The sequence below is a fragment of the Methylobacterium indicum genome (genome assembly GCF_017347565.1).
In the GTDB taxonomy this organism is placed as follows: Bacteria; Pseudomonadota; Alphaproteobacteria; order Rhizobiales; family Beijerinckiaceae; genus Methylobacterium; species Methylobacterium indicum.
The window spans coordinates 992,543-1,007,990 of record NZ_AP024145.1 but is presented as its reverse complement, the minus strand read 5'-3'; the positions used below and the strand labels follow the sequence as shown (position 1 = coordinate 1,007,990).

Below are 15,448 nucleotides of genomic sequence, written 5' to 3'. Positions count from 1 at the left end.
GGCCTTCAGCCCTCCAGCCGCGCGCGGCGCGCAAGCGGTCGGGTGAACAGCCCGGCGAGGTCGCCGGCCTGCTCGTAGCCCTGGATCGGGGTGAACAGGAGCTCGATCGACCACTTGGTGGCCAGATCCTCCGCTTCGAGCGGATTGGCGAGGCCGAGGCCGCAGACCGTCAGGTCGGGCCGGGCGGCCCGGCAGCGGTCGAGCTGGTCGTCGAGGCTCTGGCCTTCCGTCACCCGGGTGCCGTCGGGCAGGAGCGCCAGATCCTCCGCGAGGTGGCCGCGATGCAGGTAAGGCGTACCGACCTCGATCAGCGCCGCGCCCATCTCCCGCGAGAGGAAGCGGGCGAGCGGCACTTCCAGCTGCGAATCGGGGAAGAAGAACACCCGCCGGCCCGAGAGGGAGGCGCGATGGGCCTGGAGCGCGCGGGCCGCCCGGGCCCGGCCGGCCTCCGTCACCGCGACGAGCCTGGCGGGCGGGATCCCGAAGGCGCGGGCGGCGGCCGCGAGCCACAGGGTCGTGCCCTCGGCGCCGAGCGGAAACGGGGCCGGGATGCGGGTCGCGCCGCGATCCTCGAGCGCCCTGGCAGTGTCGGTGAGGAAGGGCTGGGCGAGGAGGTAGCGGGTCTTCGGGCCGATGGGCGCCCGGTCCGCCGCCCGGCGCCCGGGGAGGAAGCAGACATCGGCGATGCCGAGATCGGCGAACAGCCGCGAAAACTGGTCCTCGACCACGTCGGCCAGCGCGCCGACGACGAGCAGGGACTCGTCGTTGCTGCGGGGCAGGTCCGGCACCAGGGCGGCGAGGCAGGCGTCTTCCCCTTGCGTGAAGGTCGTCTCGATGCCGCTGCCGGAATAGCTCAGCACCCGCACGTCCGGCGCGAAGGTGCCCGAGAGCCGCGCCGCGGCGCGACCGAGATCGAGCTTGATCACCTCGGACGGGCAGGAGCCGACGAGGAACAGGAGCTTGATGTCGGGCCGGCGCTCCAGCAGGCGGCGCACCACCCGGTCCAGCTCCTCATGCGCGTCGGCGAGGCCGGCGAGGTCGCGCTCCTCGATGATCGCGGTGGCGAAGCGCGGCTCGGCGAAGATCATCACGCCGGCGGCCGACTGGATCAGGTGGGCGCAGGTGCGCGAGCCGACCACCAGGAAGAAGGCGTCCTGGATCTTGCGGTGCAGCCAGACGATGCCGGTGAGCCCGCAGAACACCGCCCGCTGGCCGCGCTCGTGCCGGATCTCGGGGCCGCAGGGGACCGCGGAGGGGAGAGGAGACGCCAAAGCCGTCATCGCGCCGCCCCCATCGCGTAGGCGGGGGCCTGGAGCCGGGCGGCGCGCAGCTTGAGCAGGAACTGGCCGGCATTGACCAGGTAGGTGGCGTAAGCCGAGAGCGCGAGGCACATCAGCCCGGTCGTGCCGAGAGCCCCGGTCGCCAGCGCGGCCAGATAGGCGGTGTGGAGCGCGAGCACCCCCATGCTCACCACGTCCTCCCAGTAGAAGGCCGGGGCGAAGAGGTAGCGCCCGAACACCGCCTTCTCCCACAGGGAGCCGGTGACCATGATGGCGTAGAGGGCGAAGGTCTTGGCGACCACCGAGGCATTGGCCAGCGCCACGCCCTCCCCGGTCGCCAGGGTGCGCGAGACCAGGGCGAGGCTCAGCAGGAAGACCGCGAATTGCAGCGGGGCCAGCACCCCCTGGACCAGGGTCCAGGGCGAGGCGTCGCGGCGGCGGCGCTCGGCCTCGCTGTAGAGAAACGGCCGATCCGTGGACGTCGCCATCGCGCCTGCCCTCCTGGCCGACCCGCGTTGGCCGCGGATGCCGATGGGGGAAAGCCTAGGACCGCCGGCACCGGAGTGTCAACATAAGTTGACACTTCATATCGGTGACATTCGCGAGAGGTCGCTGCGAATGAGCCTTGCGGCGGCACGCCGGAGATGTATCTTGGAATGAATCCGGATGACGCCCCCTGGCAACGGCGCGCCCAACGTAGAAAACCCGACACTAAGTCGAGCATAATCGGTTTTCCTGCGCATCGGGGAGGTGCCGGTGGGAGATCAAGCACAGCCCGGGACCTTGCCGGGCGACTGGCCGGCCCGCCGTGACCGGACGTTTCACGAGCGCCCGCCCTGCGAAATAAACTCCGGTGGAGTACATCGGACGCTGCGCTGGCGCGACGACCTCGCCCAGGTGGTCGAGGCCGAGATCATCCCGCGGCTGATGCTCGCCCATCGCGGCGAACGTCCGGCGCGCCGTGTTCCGCCCCGCCTGAGTGCAGCCGACGACATCGACCGGCTCGGCGCCCTGCTGCTGCTGCCGGAGGACCGCGACGTCCTGACGGAACTCCGCCACCTCCTCGACGACGGCATGAGCCTGGAGGAGGTGCTGACCGGGCTCCTCGCCCCCACAGCCCGGCATATCGGCCGGCTGTGGGAGGAGGACGTCTGCGATTTCCTCCAGGTGACCACCGCGATGGCGCGGCTGCGCCGCCTCGTCCACGACCTCGAGACGCTCTGCCTCGACCCGCGGCCCGTCGATCCGGCGAGCCGGCGGGTCCTGCTCGCCCCGGCGCCGGGGGAGACCCACACGTTCGGGCTGACCCTCGCCGGCCATTTCCTCGGCGAGGCGGGCTGGGAGGTCACCGCGAGCTTCGAGCCCTGCCTCACCGACGCCCTGGAGCGGCTGCGCTCCGAATGGTTCGACGTGCTCGGCCTGTCCCTCTCCTGCGACGTCCATGTCGAGCGGCTGGCGGCGGCGGTCCCGGTGCTGCGGCGCGCCTCGCGCAACCGCGACCTGCGGGTGATCGTCGGCGGACCCGCCTTCGCGGGCCGGCCCGACCGGATCCGGCTCGTCGGCGCCGACGCGGCTGTCGAGGACGCGCGACAGGCGCCCGGAATCTTGCAAGGCTTGCTTGATCTACGGATTAGAGCCTGCTGAAAGACCTGTTCGGTGCGGTCGGCGTAGCCTGGTGACCCTTGAACAGACCCGTGAGCCCTGCTGCGAAGGAATCTTTCGCGGTGCTTCGAGACGCCGTCTCCCGCCTCGATCCCCGGATGACGGGCAGCCTCGTCGCTGCAGCCAGCGACGTGTCCCTCGTGGTCGACGGCGACGGGGTGATCCGCGACGCCGCCTTCGGGGCCGACGGCCTCTCGGAGGAGGCCGGCGAGACCTGGCTCGGGCGGCGCTGGATCGACACCGTGACGGTGGAGAGCCGGCCCAAGATCCTGCGGCTGATCGAGGATGCCGAGCCCGGGGCCGTCACGCGCTGGCGCCAGGTCAACCATCCCTCCATGCAGGGCGGCGCCGACGTGCCGATCCGCTACGCGGCCCTGCGGGTGCCCGACGACGACCGCATCATCGTGATCGGGCGCGACCTCCGGGCGCTCTCGGCCCTGCAGCAGCGCCTGACCGATTCGCAGCAGGCGCTCGAGCGCGACTATGCCCGCCTGCGCGGCGCCGAGACCCGCTACCGGGTGCTTTTTCAGCTCGCCGGCGAGCCGATCCTGATTGTCGACGCCGCCACCCGCCGCATCGCCGAGATCAATCCTGCCGCCGCCCGCCTCCTCGGCCGGGCGGTCAAGCGCGTCGTCGGGCGCGACCTCGTCGACCTGTTCGAACCCGAGAGCGCCCGCGCCGTCCAGGCGCTGCTCGTCGGCCTGCGCCTCACCGGCCAGGCCGAGGACCTCGCCGCCCGCCTCGCCCAGCGGCGCGGCGAGGCGCGGATCTCCGCCACGCTCTTTCGCGAGGAGGCGGGAACGAGCGTCCTCGTCCGCCTGAGCCCCCTCGTGCCGGCGGAGGCCCCGGCGGCCCCGCGCTCGGGCGCGCTCGACGTGATCGAGGCGATGCCCGAGGGCTTCGTCGTCACCGACCGCGACCGGCGCATCGTCGGGGTCAACGCCGCCTTCCTCGACCTCGCCCAGCTCGCCACCGAGCATCAGGCCAAGGGCGAACCGCTCGACCGCTGGCTCGGGCGCGAGGGCACCGAGATCGCGGCGCTCTTCGGCACGCTGACCGAGCACGGCGCGGTGCGCCACTTCGCCACCGTGGTGCGGGGCGAGTTCGGGGCGGTGGACGAGGTCGAGGTCGCGGCGGTCTCGGTGCCGGGCGGCGACCGGCCCTGCTTCGGGTTCACCCTGCGCAGCCTGCCCCGGCGCGTCGCCGCCGCCGTGCCGAGCGGCCTGCCGGGCACGCGCGAGCTGCCGCGCTCGGTCGAGCACATGACCGAGCTCGTCGGCCGCGTCTCGATGAAGGCGCTGGTGCGCGAGACGACCGATATGATCGAGCGGCTGTGCATCGAGGCGGCGTTGCGCATCACCCACGACAACCGCGCCTCGGCCGCCGAGATGCTGGGCCTGAGCCGGCAGGGATTCTACGCCAAGATGCGCCGCTACGGCCTCGGCGACCTCGACGGCTCCGAGGATCCGGAGGACGGCGAGGCCTGACGCACCACACGGTTCCGTGACGACATCGCCCCGAGTGTAAAGTTTGCTTGACACTCGGGTGGGGCGGTTCCACCCTCCCGGCATGACCACCGAGCCCCTGCTCAAGCCCCTGATGAAGCCGCCGCTCCTGGCAAAGCCATCGGCGGTGCCGGAGCCGGGCGCGCTCCTCGAACTGCTCAAGCCGATCACCTGGTTCGCCCCGATGTGGGCCTTCGCCTGCGGGGTGGTCTCCGCCGGCGTCCCGGTCCAGGGCCGCTGGCCGGTCGTGGCGGCCGGCATTCTGCTCGCCGGCCCCCTCGTCTGCGCCACCAGCCAGGCGGCGAACGACTGGTTCGACCGCCACGTCGACGCCATCAACGAGCCGGACCGGCCGATCCCCTCGGGCCGCATGCCCGGCCGCTGGGGGCTCTTCGTCGCGCTGGCCTGGACGCTGCTGTCGCTCGCGGTCGCGGCCCTGCTCGGGCCCTGGGTGCTCGGCGCGGGCGTGTTCGGCCTGGCGCTCGCCTGGGCCTACAGCGCGCCGCCGCTGCGCCTGAAGCGCAACGGATGGTGGGGCAACGCCGCCTGCGGCCTCTGCTACGAGGGTCTGCCCTGGTTCACCGGCGCCGCCGTGATGGCGGGCGCCCTGCCGGACGGGCGGATCGTGTTCGTCGCCGCGCTCTACAGCCTGGGCGCCCACGGCATCATGACCCTCAACGACTTCAAGTCGATGGAGGGCGACCGGCGAACGGGCATCCGCTCGCTCCCGGTCCAGCTCGGCGCCGGCCCCGCCGCCCGCCTCGCCTGCCTCGTCATGGCGGCCCCGCAGGTCGTGATCGTGGCCGCCCTGGCGGCCTGGGGGATGCCGTGGCACGCCGCCCTCGTCGCCGGGCTGCTCGTCGGCCAGGCTTGTCTGATGCGCCGCTTCCTGTCCGATCCGCACCGCTGGGCCGCCTGGTACAACGGCACCGGCACGCTCCTGTCGGTGCTCGGCATGCTGACCGCGGCGCTCGCCCTGCGCGGAGGCCTCGCATGATCGCGCCGCAGGGTTTCGGCTGGGGCACCATCGTCCGTCTCGGCCTCGTCCAGACCGCTTTGGGCGCCATCGTGGTGCTGCTCACCTCCACCCTCAACCGGGTGATGGTGGTGGAACTGGCGCTCCCCGCCGCCCTGCCCGGCGGGCTGGTGGCGCTGCACTACGCCGTGCAGGCGCTGCGACCGCGCTGGGGCTACGGCTCGGATCTCGGCCGGCGCCGCACGCCCTGGATCGTCGGCGGCATGGCGCTTCTCGCCCTCGGCGGTGCCGGGGCGGCGCTCGGCACCGCCCTCCTCTCCGGGCAGCCGGCGATCGGCTTCTCCCTCCTCGTTCTGTCCTTCCTCGCCGTCGGCATCGGGGTCGGGGCGGCCGGGACCTCGCTCCTGGTCCTGCTCTCGACCGGCGTTGCGCCCCATCGCCGCGGCGCGGCCGCGACGATCGTCTGGATCATGATGATCGCCGGCTTCGTCGTCACCGCGCCGACCGCCGGGCACCTGCTCGACCCGTTCTCCGGCGAGCGCCTCGTCGCGGTCTCGGGCGGCGTGTCGCTGATCGCCTTCCTGGTCGCGCTCCTCGCCCTGTGGGGCGTCGAGCCGCCCCGCGCCCGGGCCCCGGAGAGGCCCGGGCCGGCGCGGCCCTTCGCGAAGGTGCTGGCGGAAGTCTGGGCCGAGCCGGAGGCGCGCCGCTTCACGGTGTTCGTGTTCCTGGCGATGCTCGCCTACAGCGCGCAGGAACTGATCCTCGAACCCTTCGCCGGCCTCGTCTTCGCGCTCTCGCCGGGCGCGACCACCAAGCTCTCGGGCCTGCAGAACGGCGGCGTGCTCGCCGGCATGGTCCTGGTGGCGCTCGTCACCGCCAACGGGCGCGGGAGACTGGCCTCGCTGCGGCTCTGGACCATCGCCGGCTGTCTCGGCTCGGCGGCCGCCCTCGTCGCCATCGCGGCCTGCGGCTTTGCCGGACCGGGCGCGCCGCTGCGGGCCTGCATCGCCGGGCTCGGCCTGTTCAACGGCATGTTCGCGGTCGCGGCGATCGGCTCGATGATGGCGCTCGCCGGCCATGGCGGCGCCCCGGACGGGGAGAGCCGCCACGGCACCCGCATGGGGGTGTGGGGCGCGGCGCAGGGCATCGCCTTCGGGCTCGGCGGCTTCCTGGGCGCGGCGGGCGTCGACCTCGCCCGCCTCGCCTTCGGCACGGTGGTGCCGGCCTACGCGGCGGTCTTCGTCACGGAGGCGGCCCTGTTCCTCGTCGCGGCCGGGCTCGCCGGCCGGATCGGGCGGCCCGCCATGAGCGCGCCGCCGCTCGGGAGCCTGTCGGTACGGCACGCGGTCTGACACGACACGATCCGGCTGCGGGGCGCGGCCCGGACGGGAGGCACGGCCATGGACGAGACGATCCTCGACGCGGTGGTGGTGGGAGGCGGGCCGGCCGGAGCGACGGCGGCGGCGGACCTCGCGCGGCTCGGCCGCCGGGTGGTGCTGCTCGACCGGGCCGGTCGCATCAAGCCCTGCGGCGGCGCGATCCCGCCGCGGCTGATCCGCGACTTCGCGATCCCCGACGCGCTGCTGGTGGCCAGGATCCGCTCCGCCCGCATGGTCTCGCCCAAGGACCGTGCCGTGGACATGCCGGTCGGCGAGGGCTTCGTCGGCATGGTCGATCGCGGGCCCTTCGACGAGTGGCTCCGTGCGCGCGCGGCGCTCGCCGGGGCCGAGCGGGTGACCGGCACCTATCTGCGCCTCGCCCGCGACGGCGACGGACCGGTCACGCTGCATTACCGCGACGCCGGCGGCACGGAGGCGTCGTTGCGCACCCGCCTCGTCATCGGGGCCGACGGCGCGAACTCGGCGGTCGGGCGCCAGGAGATCCCCGCCCATGCCCGGATGCGGCAGGTCTTCGCCTATCACGAGATCGTCCGCACGCCGCCGGACGGCGCCGTCGAGGGTGCGCGCTGCGACGTCTACTACCAGGGCGTCCTCTCGCCGGATTTCTACGCCTGGATCTTCCCGCACGGCGACACGCTGAGCATCGGCACCGGCAGCGCCCGCAAGGGGTTCTCGCTTCGGGGCGCCGTCGGGCGCCTGCGCGCGGCGACCGGGCTCGATCGCGGCGAGACGATCCGGCGCGAGGGCGCGCCGCTGCCGCTGAAGCCCCTCGCACGCTTCGACAACAGCCGCGACGTGCTGCTGACGGGGGATGCCGCCGGCCTCGTCGCCCCGGCCTCGGGCGAGGGCATCTACTACGCGATGTTCGGGGGGCGGCTCGCGGCGGAGGCCGCGCACGACTTCCTCGCCACCGGCAACCCCCGCGCCCTGGGCCGGGCGCGGAAGCGCTTCCTCAAGGCGCATGGCCGGGTGTTCTGGATCCTGCGGCTGATGCAATCGGTCTGGTACCGCAACGATGCCTTGCGCGAGCGCTTCGTCAGCATCTGCCGCGATCCCGACGTGCAGTCGCTGACCTGGGACGCCTACATGAACAAGGAACTGGTGCGGGCGAAACCCGCGGCCCATGCCCGGATCTTCTTCAAGGATCTCGCGCATCTCTTCCGCTGGGTGTCGCCGTGAGCGGGGGATGGCCCCCGATCGTCGTCGCGGCGCTCGCGGCCATCGTCGTCGCGGCGGCGGGCGCGTGGCTGACGGCGCTCGGCCCCTGGTACCGCAGCCTACGGGTGCCGTCCTGGAAGCCGCCCGACTGGGCGTTCGGCCCGGTCTGGACCACCATCTTCACGCTGACCGCCATCACCGGGGTCCTGGCCTGGAACGCCGCCCCGGAAGGGCGCGAGCAGACCTGGCTCGTCGCCGCCTTCGGGGTCAACGGCCTCCTCAACATCGCCTGGAGCGGGGTGTTCTTCCGCATGCGCCGGCCGGACTGGGCGCTCGTCGAGGTCGCGGCCCTGTGGCTCTCGGTGCTGGCGCTGATCCTGGTCGTCGGGCGGCATTCCGGTCTCGGGGCGCTGCTGCTCCTGCCCTACCTCGTCTGGGTCGGCATCGCGGCCATGCTCAACCGGTCGATCGTGCGGCTGAACGGGCCGTTCTGATCCGCGGTCCCAAGCATTGGCGCACGGGCGTGAGCACCTCGCATGTCCCCGATCCGGCGCACGACTTCGCTCGCGAAAAATTCGATCGCACGGGACCGGAACGGAGTGCATGCGACATCGTGAACCGCGACGGGCTTCTAGTGAACACGCACCATGCTTTTCGAGTGTGCAGGGCTGGACCCGGACGTCTCCTACGTTACCTCCCCGATCGACTGCGCATCAGCGATGCCTGCAGGAGGATTGATGCGTGCCTGACCTCCTGACGACCGGTCACATCGTCGATGTCGCGCTGGTGATCGTCGCCGCGGAGGCCGGATATCTCGCCCTGTGGCGGCGCGGACCGGGACGGACCGCCCTTCTGATCAACCTCGCCTCCGGGGCCTGCCTGATGCTCGCCCTGCGCCTCGTCCTCGCCGGGGCACCCGAATTCTGGCTCGCCGCCGCCCTCGCGGGGGCGGGCGCCGCCCATGTCGCCGATCTCTGGCTGCGGTTGCGCTCCGCCGCCCCATAACCCCGGAGGAAGCCCCGATGCGCCGCCAGCCCGTCACCCGCCGCCTGCTCACCGCCCTCGTCGGCTCCAGCGCCATCGGCCTGGCGGCCGGCGCGGCCCTGGCGCAGCCGGCCTCCTCCGACCTCGTCGACAAGGGCCGCTACCTCGCCACCGCCGGCGATTGCGTGGCGTGCCACACGGCGCCGGGGGGCAAGCCCTTCGCGGGCGGGCTCTACATCAATTTCCCCGGCGGCATCGGCAAGCTCGCCACCCCGAACATCACCCCCGACAAGGAAACCGGCATCGGCAGCTGGAGCGACGACGACTTCAAGCGCGCCATGCACGAGGGGATCACCAAGAGCGGCAGCTACCTCTACCCGGCCTTTCCCTTCCCCTGGTACACGCGGCTGACCGACGAGGACGTGCGGGCGATCAAGGCCTACCTGTTCTCCCTCGAGCCGGTGAACGCGCCCCGCAAACCGGCCGACATCGCCTTCCCGTTCAGCATCCGCGAGGGGCTGCTCGCCTGGCGCCTCGCCTTCTTCACCGAGGGCCGCTTCAAGCCGGACCCGAAGGCGAGCGAGCAGGTCAATCGCGGCGCCTACCTGGTCGAGGGGCCGGGTCATTGCGGCGCCTGCCACAACGGCAGCAAGCTCGTCGGCGCCTCGCAGTGGAGCGGCTATCTCGAGGGCGGCACGATCGACGGCTGGTACGCGCCCAACCTGTCGGGCGACGACAAGGAAGGGCTTGGCAAGTGGAGCGAGGACCAGCTCTTCACCTACCTCAAGACGGGCGCCGCGCCGGGCCGCGCCGGCGTGGTCGCCGGGCCGATGCGTCAGGTCGTCGAGGAGAGCCTGAGCAAGATGACCGACGACGACGTGCGCGCCATCGCGGTCTACCTCAAGACCCTGGCGCCCAAACCCACCTATACGACCGACGTGAAGTCCGACTTCAAGTCGGTCTCGGCGGCGCCGGGCGCCGACACCTACCTCAACCGCTGCGTCGCCTGCCACCGGCCGGACGGCCAGGGCATGCCGGGGGCGATCCCCGCGCTCGCCGGCAACGGTGCGGTGCTCGCCAAGGGCCCGGAGACGATGATCCGGGTGATCCTCGGCGGCCTCGACGCCAAGGGCGAGTATGCGGCGATGCCGGCGGTCGGCGTCGGCATGACCGACGCCGAGGTGGCGGCGGTGACGAACTACGTGCGCCAGACCTTCGGCAACCAGGCCCCGCCGACCGCCGAGCCCGGCCAGGTCGCGAGCCTTCGCGCCGACACCCAGACGATGCTGGCCGGCAACGCGCCCTGCGAGACCGTCTCGGATCCGACGCTCGCCGCGGCGCTGAAGACTGCCGACGCAGCCGGCCAGCTCAAGGACCTGAAGGCCGAGCAGATGCTGCCCCGCATCGCCACGCTGCTGCCGGCCGTGCGCCAGGCCGCCCCGCAGGTGAGCTCGGCCGACCTCGTCAACGGGCTGACCGCCACCTTCTGCCAAGTGGCCGACCACAAGGCCACCGGGCTCGACTGGCCGACGACGATCGGCAGCTTCGCCGGCGTGGTCTACGGGCAGATCAAGACGCCGAACCGGGCGGAGAAATAATCGGCGAATTCGCTCCCGACCCGTCTCCGAGACCCTGTTTGACGTGCGACGAAAAACTTACGAGGAAAATTTTTCCTACCCTCGACATCATCCTGAGTGCGACTGAAAGGAGCCTCGAAGAAGAAATCCGGAAGTCTCGCAATCCCTGGAGCTCTCCTTCGAGGCCAGTCCATCTTCGATGGACTGTCACCTCAGGATGAGGTCGCACGTGGGATTGGGTGCCTGTGCCAATCAAACAGGCTCTGAGGTCAGGCCCGGTCACACGCGACAGATTTGATGCCCTGCTTGTCATTCAGGGCTCCGCTGCACGGCACCGGAATGACAAGGCGGGTATCAAGACTGTCGATCTGGTCAAACAGGCTTGATCGCTTGCGCGAGATCGGTCCCCGATCTGCGCCGGGCCGTCCGGGAGAAAGGAACGGCGCGGGTTTCCCCTCTCCCACCCGCGGCGAGAGGGGAAACCCGCGCTCTTTTCATCTCGAAAGTGTCCCCAGACAGCCCTGTGGTCCGCGGGGGAGCGCTACGCGCACGACGCGCCATACGCCTCGATCCTCAGCATGCCTCGCTTCACCGCGGGTCCACCCCCTGATGCGGCCGCGGTGCACCGCCGTGGTTGTCGGTGAAGGTCGAGCGCTCGCCGGTCTCCTTGGCGCGCTGAACGCGCATGCGCTGCCAGATCAGAAACAGGATGACGAGCGCGAAGGTCGTGAAGGCGAGCATGTAGATCAGGCCGGAATCGCCCATGGCCGTTGCCTCCTCGTGGCGCCCCGCAGGGCGGTCGGTTGATGGGCGCACGGGTGGCGGAATGCCGTCGCACGCTTCAATCCAACTCTTCGACCTCTCCAATCCGCCACTGCGGCAAATCGTCATGAGATGACAGGAAGAAGGAGCAGTAACAACGGCGCATCGAATACACTTCGATCGTCGGCAATCGATTTACCAACATTGATGATCACCGGATGCGCGAAGACCCCGGCTCCTGTCGGAACCGGGGCCTGTCTCAGGCGATCGGAGGGGTGCGGCCTCACGGAGCCTTCGGCATCGGCCCTCCGGCGAGCTCGGGATAGTCCTTGAGCATCTCGGCGCCATTGAGGGGCTTCGCCAGGCCCTGATGGCAGGTGGTGCAGTTGGCCTTGGGCGGATCGCCCTCGGGCCCGAGGCGAGCTTCCGGCAGCACCGGCGTCAGCGGCGTGATGTAGTTGCCGTTGATGTCGCGCACCATCCGGATGCCGTGCCAGGCGGTGACGCGCTTCGGGGTGCTCTCGTCCCACGAGAAGAAGGCACGGGTGTTGTGGCAGTAGGTGCAGTTGACGCCCAAGCCCTCCGCCATGTGGATCATCAGGGCGTAGGTCTTCTCCGTGGTCTGGATCGGCTTCGACGGGCTGGTGGGCAGCGCCGTGCGGGCCGCGACCCGGATGGCGTTCTGGTCGATGTCCTTGTCATCGAGCAGGCCCTGGAACGGATCGACGTTGAGGGAGGTCAGGCCGGCCTCCGGGGCCGGGTGGTTCTGGCCGTTGGCGCGGGCGGCGAAACCCTGCGCGTGGGGCGGCCCGGGATTGTCGTGCCAGACCGCCTGCGGCACCGGATTGCCGCGGTGGCAGGTGTAGCAGGTCACGCCGGTCTCGCCGACGTGGTTCTTCCAGTCCGCGTTGATGTGACGGACCATGCGGAGCATCGAGCGCGCCACCGTCTTCGCATAGACGCTGTCGTCGGCCATGTTCTCGACGTTGTGGCAATAGGCGCAGCCCTGCTCGGGGGCGACCCACTCGGTGATCGAGGCCATCACGCGGTTGAACTGGTCGGTCGAGAGGTCGGTCAGCACCTTGACGTTCTGGTAGGTCTGCGTGGCAGGCTCGCCGCCGGGTGGAACCGGGTCCTGGGGCGCCGGCGCAGCGTTCTCCTCGAGCTTGACCGCCAGGGTACGGGGGTTCTGCACCTGCACCATGCCGGTGCCGCGAAAACCCGTCTGCTCGGAACGGACCGGGGGCCGGGTCCAGCCCGCGGTGCCGAACATCGCGCCGGTGAGCAGCACCGCCACCACGACGCCGAGGATTTGGAGCGCGAGCTTCATGGCGTGCCTCCCGGATTCGCGAGCGGATCCACCACCGGGCCGTAGATCTGCGGGTAATGCGGCGCGACGCCGTGCTTCACCGCCCAGAGGTACCAGTTGTCGACCACCGTGCCGGTGAGGAGGATGCCGATGCCGCCGGTCAGCGTGGTGAGGAACGCGAACCACCACAGCCAGCGATGGACCGATTCCATCGTGGCGTTGAAGCCCATGGTCCAGCGCCAGAACAGGGCGGCGCGCTCGGTCGCGGTGCCGCGATCGACGATCTGCTCGATCTCCCGCTCGCCGCCGTAGCGGCTCACCGCCAGGATGGTGGCGCCGTGCATGGCAAACAGCATCGTCGACCCGTACAGGAAGACGATCGAGAGCATGTGGAACGGGTTGTAGAACAGGTTGCCGTAGCGCAGCGAGAACGCGGCGGTCCAGTCGAGGTGCGGGAAGATCCCGAACGGCACCGCCTCGCTCCAGCTCCCCATCAGGATCGGCCGGATGAAGCCGAGCACCAGGTAGAGCCAGATCGCCGAGGCGAAGGCCCAGGGCACGTGGTAGCCGAGGCCCAGCGCCCGGGCGCGGCGAAAGAGCCGGACCCACCACAGCAGGATCGAGGCGGTGAGGAAGAAGCCGGCCATCAGCCACCACCCGCCCTCGGCCAGCGGCGGCAGGATCTTGAGCCCGTATTCGGGGCGGGGCGGCTCGAGGGCGAGCCAGGGCAACTGCCGGACGAACTGGACCGGATCCCAGTTCACCGAGGCCCACATGTTGAGCCCGATGATCTCGATGGCGACGAACCCGCAGGCCAACGACAGGGTGCCGAGGGTGCCGAGGTAGATCGGGCCGATCTGGGCGTTGCCGACGAGGCCGGCGAGATAGTTGAAGCCGCCCTTGCCGACGCGGTTCTCGATCTCCGGGATCTCGACGCCGGCCTCCGGGTGGAGCGGATGGACTTGGATCTGCGTGTAGATGTTCTGGTAATACCCCATGGCGGCGGATGCCTTCTGAAGGGTGTGGGGCCAACGCGTCGGGAATCGGAACTCAGCGCCAGATCGGCAGGCTCAGCCACCAGCCCCACCATTCCGGCCAGCCGCGGGTCCAGAACGGGCCGCTGATGACGATGCAGACCGCGCTCCAGAACCCGGCCGAAAGGGCGAGGAACAGGCCGAGCCGGTGGATGCCGATCGTGCCGATCGAGTAGCCGATCGTGTCGCGGAAGAAGGTGTCCTCGTGCTCGGGGGTCTTGACCACCTCGCCCTTCGGCGGATTGGTCGAGGACAGGATCAAGGAGCCGTGCAGCGACAGGGCGAAGGTCGTCGTGAAGAAGAACGTCACGGCGAGCATGTGCGCCGGGTTGTAGTGGAAGTGGAGATACTGGTAGCCGACGTTCGACACCCAATCGAGGTGGCTCAGGATCCCGTACGGGAAGCCGTGGCCCCAGGCCCCCATCAGCACGGGCCGGACCACCACCAGGGTGACGTAGGCGAAGATCGCCACCGAGAAGGCGAAGGGCACGTGGTAGCCGATGCCGAGCTTGCGGCAGATCTCGACCTCGCGCAGCGCCCAGGACCCGAAGGATCCGACGGCGCAGAAGGTGATGATCTGCCACAGGCCGCCCTCGCGTAAGGGGGCCAGCGCCAGGCCGTATTTGAGGTCGGGCGGCGCGATGTTGATCTGCCAGACGTTCCAGGTCGGCCCGAGCGCCGCGCCCCAGACGATCAGGCCGGTGCCGAGCAGGGTGAAGAACAGGCCCGTCACCCCGAAGAAGCCGACGTAGAACGGCCCGACCCAGAAATCGAACAGGTCGCCGCCGAGCAGAGTGCCGCCGCGGACCCGGTATTTGCGCTCGAAGTTCAGCATGGCCATGGCGCGGCCCTCCCCGTCCGCAAAGAGCGTGGTGGCCGCGGGCGGGGCCGTGACGGCCCGTCCGCGGTGCGGAGGCGCTCCAGGGAGCACCCGGTCCGCCGGCCGGTCAGGTCGGCAGGACGTGGGTCTGCGCGATCTCCGCCTTCTTCGCCGCCGGGCCCTCCAACCAGTTGAACCGGTTGGTGCTGAGCAGGATGAAGTGGATGATCAGCGCGAGGACGAACAGGAAGGTGAAGAGCGCGACGAGCGTGCGGCGCGGGTCGAACAGAAGCCAGACCTTGTGCATGGCGTGTGCTCCTTGCCTACGAGATGAAGGGCAGGATGCCGGTGGCGGCATACTTCACGCCGCTCTCCAGCGCGGAATAGCCGTTGGGCCCGGGCAGCCAGGGCCGCCACAGCCAGACGAGGAAGTGCGCGACGACCGCGATCGCCGTGAAGATGATGAAGCTGGTGACGAAGATGCCGTGGAACTCCTTCGCCTCCTCTTCGGTGAGTCCTGACAGTACGCTGGGTTTGTCCATGCCGTTGGCCATTGCCGAACCTCCGGATGCGGATCCGCGCGGGGGCTCCCGCGCGGGCTTGCCCGGCCGCGACGGACGGGCGGTCTCTCCGCCGCCGGGGACGGCGGCGGAAACTCGGCCCAGAGGGAGTCAGGCCCGAGGGCCTCACCCCATGAAGGCGAAGGGGATGGCCGAGAGCGCCATCGCGCGGGCCTCGCCGAACACCGAGCGGCGGGGGCCGGCGACGCCCGGGCGCAGGCGCTGCACCAGGGCGGCGGCCAGGAAGACCGGGTAGGTCGCCGCCAGGATGGCCCGGAACTGGACCGCCTCCGAACGGGACCGCGACACCGTGAAGAAAGAACGGGACATGGTTCCGGCTCTCATGATCTCGGATCTCCTCCCTGCTCGCGGGACTCGCGAGGCGTCTCGGTGGCCGGCGCGACGGAGGCCGCGCCGGAAA

At 70.8% G+C, this 15,448-nt stretch carries 17 protein-coding genes; 8 read left to right on the top strand and 9 right to left on the bottom strand.

What is annotated here, in order from left to right; all coding sequences use genetic code 11:
- Nucleotides 1-5: 5 nt before the first annotated feature.
- Both miv_RS04590 and bchF read right to left on the bottom strand, forming a co-directional pair.
- The gene (locus miv_RS04590) at nucleotides 6-1,280 is read right to left on the bottom strand and encodes a ferredoxin:protochlorophyllide reductase (ATP-dependent) subunit N (RefSeq protein ID WP_207181636.1); all 1,275 of its coding nucleotides are present in this window, start codon (nucleotides 1,278-1,280) and stop codon (nucleotides 6-8) included.
- Nucleotides 1,277-1,768 (bottom strand): 2-vinyl bacteriochlorophyllide hydratase, encoded by a 492-nt coding sequence (gene bchF, locus miv_RS04585; RefSeq protein ID WP_207181634.1) that lies wholly within the window; start codon nucleotides 1,766-1,768, stop codon nucleotides 1,277-1,279. Before bchF ends, miv_RS04590 begins: the two co-directional genes overlap by 4 nt.
- Before the next feature lie 268 nt (nucleotides 1,769-2,036).
- Here bchF and miv_RS04580 point away from each other — a divergent pair, with 268 nt between their 5' ends.
- From miv_RS04580 to miv_RS04545, 8 genes are all read left to right on the top strand, one after another.
- Nucleotides 2,037-2,924: a cobalamin B12-binding domain-containing protein gene (locus miv_RS04580; protein ID WP_244748866.1), complete on the top strand. Its 888-nt coding sequence runs from the start codon at nucleotides 2,037-2,039 to the stop codon at nucleotides 2,922-2,924.
- An 80-nt stretch (nucleotides 2,925-3,004) separates the two neighbouring features.
- Nucleotides 3,005-4,429 carry a transcriptional regulator PpsR gene (ppsR, locus tag miv_RS04575; protein ID WP_244748865.1) on the top strand — a complete coding sequence of 475 codons (1,425 nt, stop codon included), beginning with the start codon at nucleotides 3,005-3,007 and terminating at the stop codon, nucleotides 4,427-4,429.
- Between the two features lie 112 nt (nucleotides 4,430-4,541).
- On the top strand, nucleotides 4,542-5,444 hold the full coding sequence (gene chlG, locus miv_RS04570; protein ID WP_207183395.1) for a chlorophyll synthase ChlG: 903 nt from the start codon (nucleotides 4,542-4,544) through the stop codon (nucleotides 5,442-5,444).
- Nucleotides 5,441-6,775 carry a BCD family MFS transporter gene (locus miv_RS04565; protein WP_207181633.1) on the top strand — a complete coding sequence of 445 codons (1,335 nt, stop codon included), beginning with the start codon at nucleotides 5,441-5,443 and terminating at the stop codon, nucleotides 6,773-6,775. The genes chlG and miv_RS04565 overlap by 4 nt, the downstream gene beginning before the upstream one ends.
- A gap of 48 nt (nucleotides 6,776-6,823) precedes the next feature.
- The gene (locus miv_RS04560; protein ID WP_207181632.1) at nucleotides 6,824-8,002 is read left to right on the top strand and encodes a geranylgeranyl diphosphate reductase; all 1,179 of its coding nucleotides are present in this window, start codon (nucleotides 6,824-6,826) and stop codon (nucleotides 8,000-8,002) included.
- Nucleotides 7,987-8,475, top strand: a complete 489-nt coding sequence (locus miv_RS04555; RefSeq protein ID WP_207183394.1) for a TspO/MBR family protein — start codon at nucleotides 7,987-7,989, stop codon at nucleotides 8,473-8,475. Before miv_RS04560 ends, miv_RS04555 begins: the two co-directional genes overlap by 16 nt.
- 247 nt (nucleotides 8,476-8,722) lie before the next feature.
- Nucleotides 8,723-8,986, top strand: a complete 264-nt coding sequence (locus tag miv_RS04550) for a hypothetical protein (protein WP_207181631.1) — start codon at nucleotides 8,723-8,725, stop codon at nucleotides 8,984-8,986.
- 17 nt (nucleotides 8,987-9,003) lie between these two features.
- On the top strand, nucleotides 9,004-10,563 hold the full coding sequence (locus tag miv_RS04545; protein WP_207181630.1) for a cytochrome c: 1,560 nt from the start codon (nucleotides 9,004-9,006) through the stop codon (nucleotides 10,561-10,563).
- A gap of 567 nt (nucleotides 10,564-11,130) precedes the next feature.
- Here the strand turns inward: miv_RS04545 and miv_RS04540 are convergent.
- From miv_RS04540 to miv_RS04510, 7 genes are all read right to left on the bottom strand, one after another.
- Nucleotides 11,131-11,307, bottom strand: a complete 177-nt coding sequence (locus miv_RS04540; RefSeq protein ID WP_207181629.1) for a hypothetical protein — start codon at nucleotides 11,305-11,307, stop codon at nucleotides 11,131-11,133.
- A 280-nt stretch (nucleotides 11,308-11,587) separates the two neighbouring features.
- Nucleotides 11,588-12,634 carry a photosynthetic reaction center cytochrome PufC gene (pufC, locus tag miv_RS04535; RefSeq protein ID WP_207181628.1) on the bottom strand — a complete coding sequence of 349 codons (1,047 nt, stop codon included), beginning with the start codon at nucleotides 12,632-12,634 and terminating at the stop codon, nucleotides 11,588-11,590.
- Nucleotides 12,631-13,611, bottom strand: coding sequence for a photosynthetic reaction center subunit M (gene pufM / locus miv_RS04530; RefSeq protein ID WP_058619051.1), 981 nt, complete (start codon nucleotides 13,609-13,611; stop codon nucleotides 12,631-12,633). The genes pufC and pufM overlap by 4 nt, the downstream gene beginning before the upstream one ends.
- Before the next feature lie 52 nt (nucleotides 13,612-13,663).
- On the bottom strand, nucleotides 13,664-14,488 hold the full coding sequence (gene pufL, locus miv_RS04525; RefSeq protein ID WP_048427089.1) for a photosynthetic reaction center subunit L: 825 nt from the start codon (nucleotides 14,486-14,488) through the stop codon (nucleotides 13,664-13,666).
- 106 nt (nucleotides 14,489-14,594) lie between these two features.
- Nucleotides 14,595-14,774: a light-harvesting antenna LH1, alpha subunit gene (gene pufA / locus miv_RS04520; protein ID WP_048427088.1), complete on the bottom strand. Its 180-nt coding sequence runs from the start codon at nucleotides 14,772-14,774 to the stop codon at nucleotides 14,595-14,597.
- A 16-nt stretch (nucleotides 14,775-14,790) separates the two neighbouring features.
- Nucleotides 14,791-15,021, bottom strand: a complete 231-nt coding sequence (pufB, locus tag miv_RS04515; RefSeq protein WP_048427087.1) for a light-harvesting antenna LH1, beta subunit — start codon at nucleotides 15,019-15,021, stop codon at nucleotides 14,791-14,793.
- A 132-nt stretch (nucleotides 15,022-15,153) separates the two neighbouring features.
- Entirely contained in the window at nucleotides 15,154-15,357 is a 204-nt protein-coding gene (locus tag miv_RS04510) for a hypothetical protein (protein WP_048427086.1), read from the bottom strand.
- Nucleotides 15,358-15,448: the final 91 nt, after the last annotated feature.

Bases quoted from the DNA above. Each gene is read 5' to 3' on its own strand.
- miv_RS04590 (WP_207181636.1), bottom strand. From the start codon at position 1,280: ATGACGGCTTTGGCGTCTCCTCTCCCCTCCGCGGTCCCCTGCGGCCCC.
- bchF (WP_207181634.1), bottom strand. From the start codon at position 1,768: ATGGCGACGTCCACGGATCGGCCGTTTCTCTACAGCGAGGCCGAGCGC.
- chlG (WP_207183395.1), top strand. From the start codon at position 4,542: ATGAAGCCGCCGCTCCTGGCAAAGCCATCGGCGGTGCCGGAGCCGGGC.
- miv_RS04565 (WP_207181633.1), top strand. From the start codon at position 5,441: ATGATCGCGCCGCAGGGTTTCGGCTGGGGCACCATCGTCCGTCTCGGC.
- miv_RS04560 (WP_207181632.1), top strand. From the start codon at position 6,824: ATGGACGAGACGATCCTCGACGCGGTGGTGGTGGGAGGCGGGCCGGCC.
- miv_RS04545 (WP_207181630.1), top strand. From the start codon at position 9,004: ATGCGCCGCCAGCCCGTCACCCGCCGCCTGCTCACCGCCCTCGTCGGC.
- miv_RS04540 (WP_207181629.1), bottom strand. From the start codon at position 11,307: ATGGGCGATTCCGGCCTGATCTACATGCTCGCCTTCACGACCTTCGCG.
- pufC (WP_207181628.1), bottom strand. From the start codon at position 12,634: ATGAAGCTCGCGCTCCAAATCCTCGGCGTCGTGGTGGCGGTGCTGCTC.
- pufM (WP_058619051.1), bottom strand. From the start codon at position 13,611: ATGGGGTATTACCAGAACATCTACACGCAGATCCAAGTCCATCCGCTC.
- pufL (WP_048427089.1), bottom strand. From the start codon at position 14,488: ATGGCCATGCTGAACTTCGAGCGCAAATACCGGGTCCGCGGCGGCACT.
- pufA (WP_048427088.1), bottom strand. From the start codon at position 14,774: ATGCACAAGGTCTGGCTTCTGTTCGACCCGCGCCGCACGCTCGTCGCG.
- pufB (WP_048427087.1), bottom strand. From the start codon at position 15,021: ATGGCCAACGGCATGGACAAACCCAGCGTACTGTCAGGACTCACCGAA.
- miv_RS04510 (WP_048427086.1), bottom strand. From the start codon at position 15,357: ATGTCCCGTTCTTTCTTCACGGTGTCGCGGTCCCGTTCGGAGGCGGTC.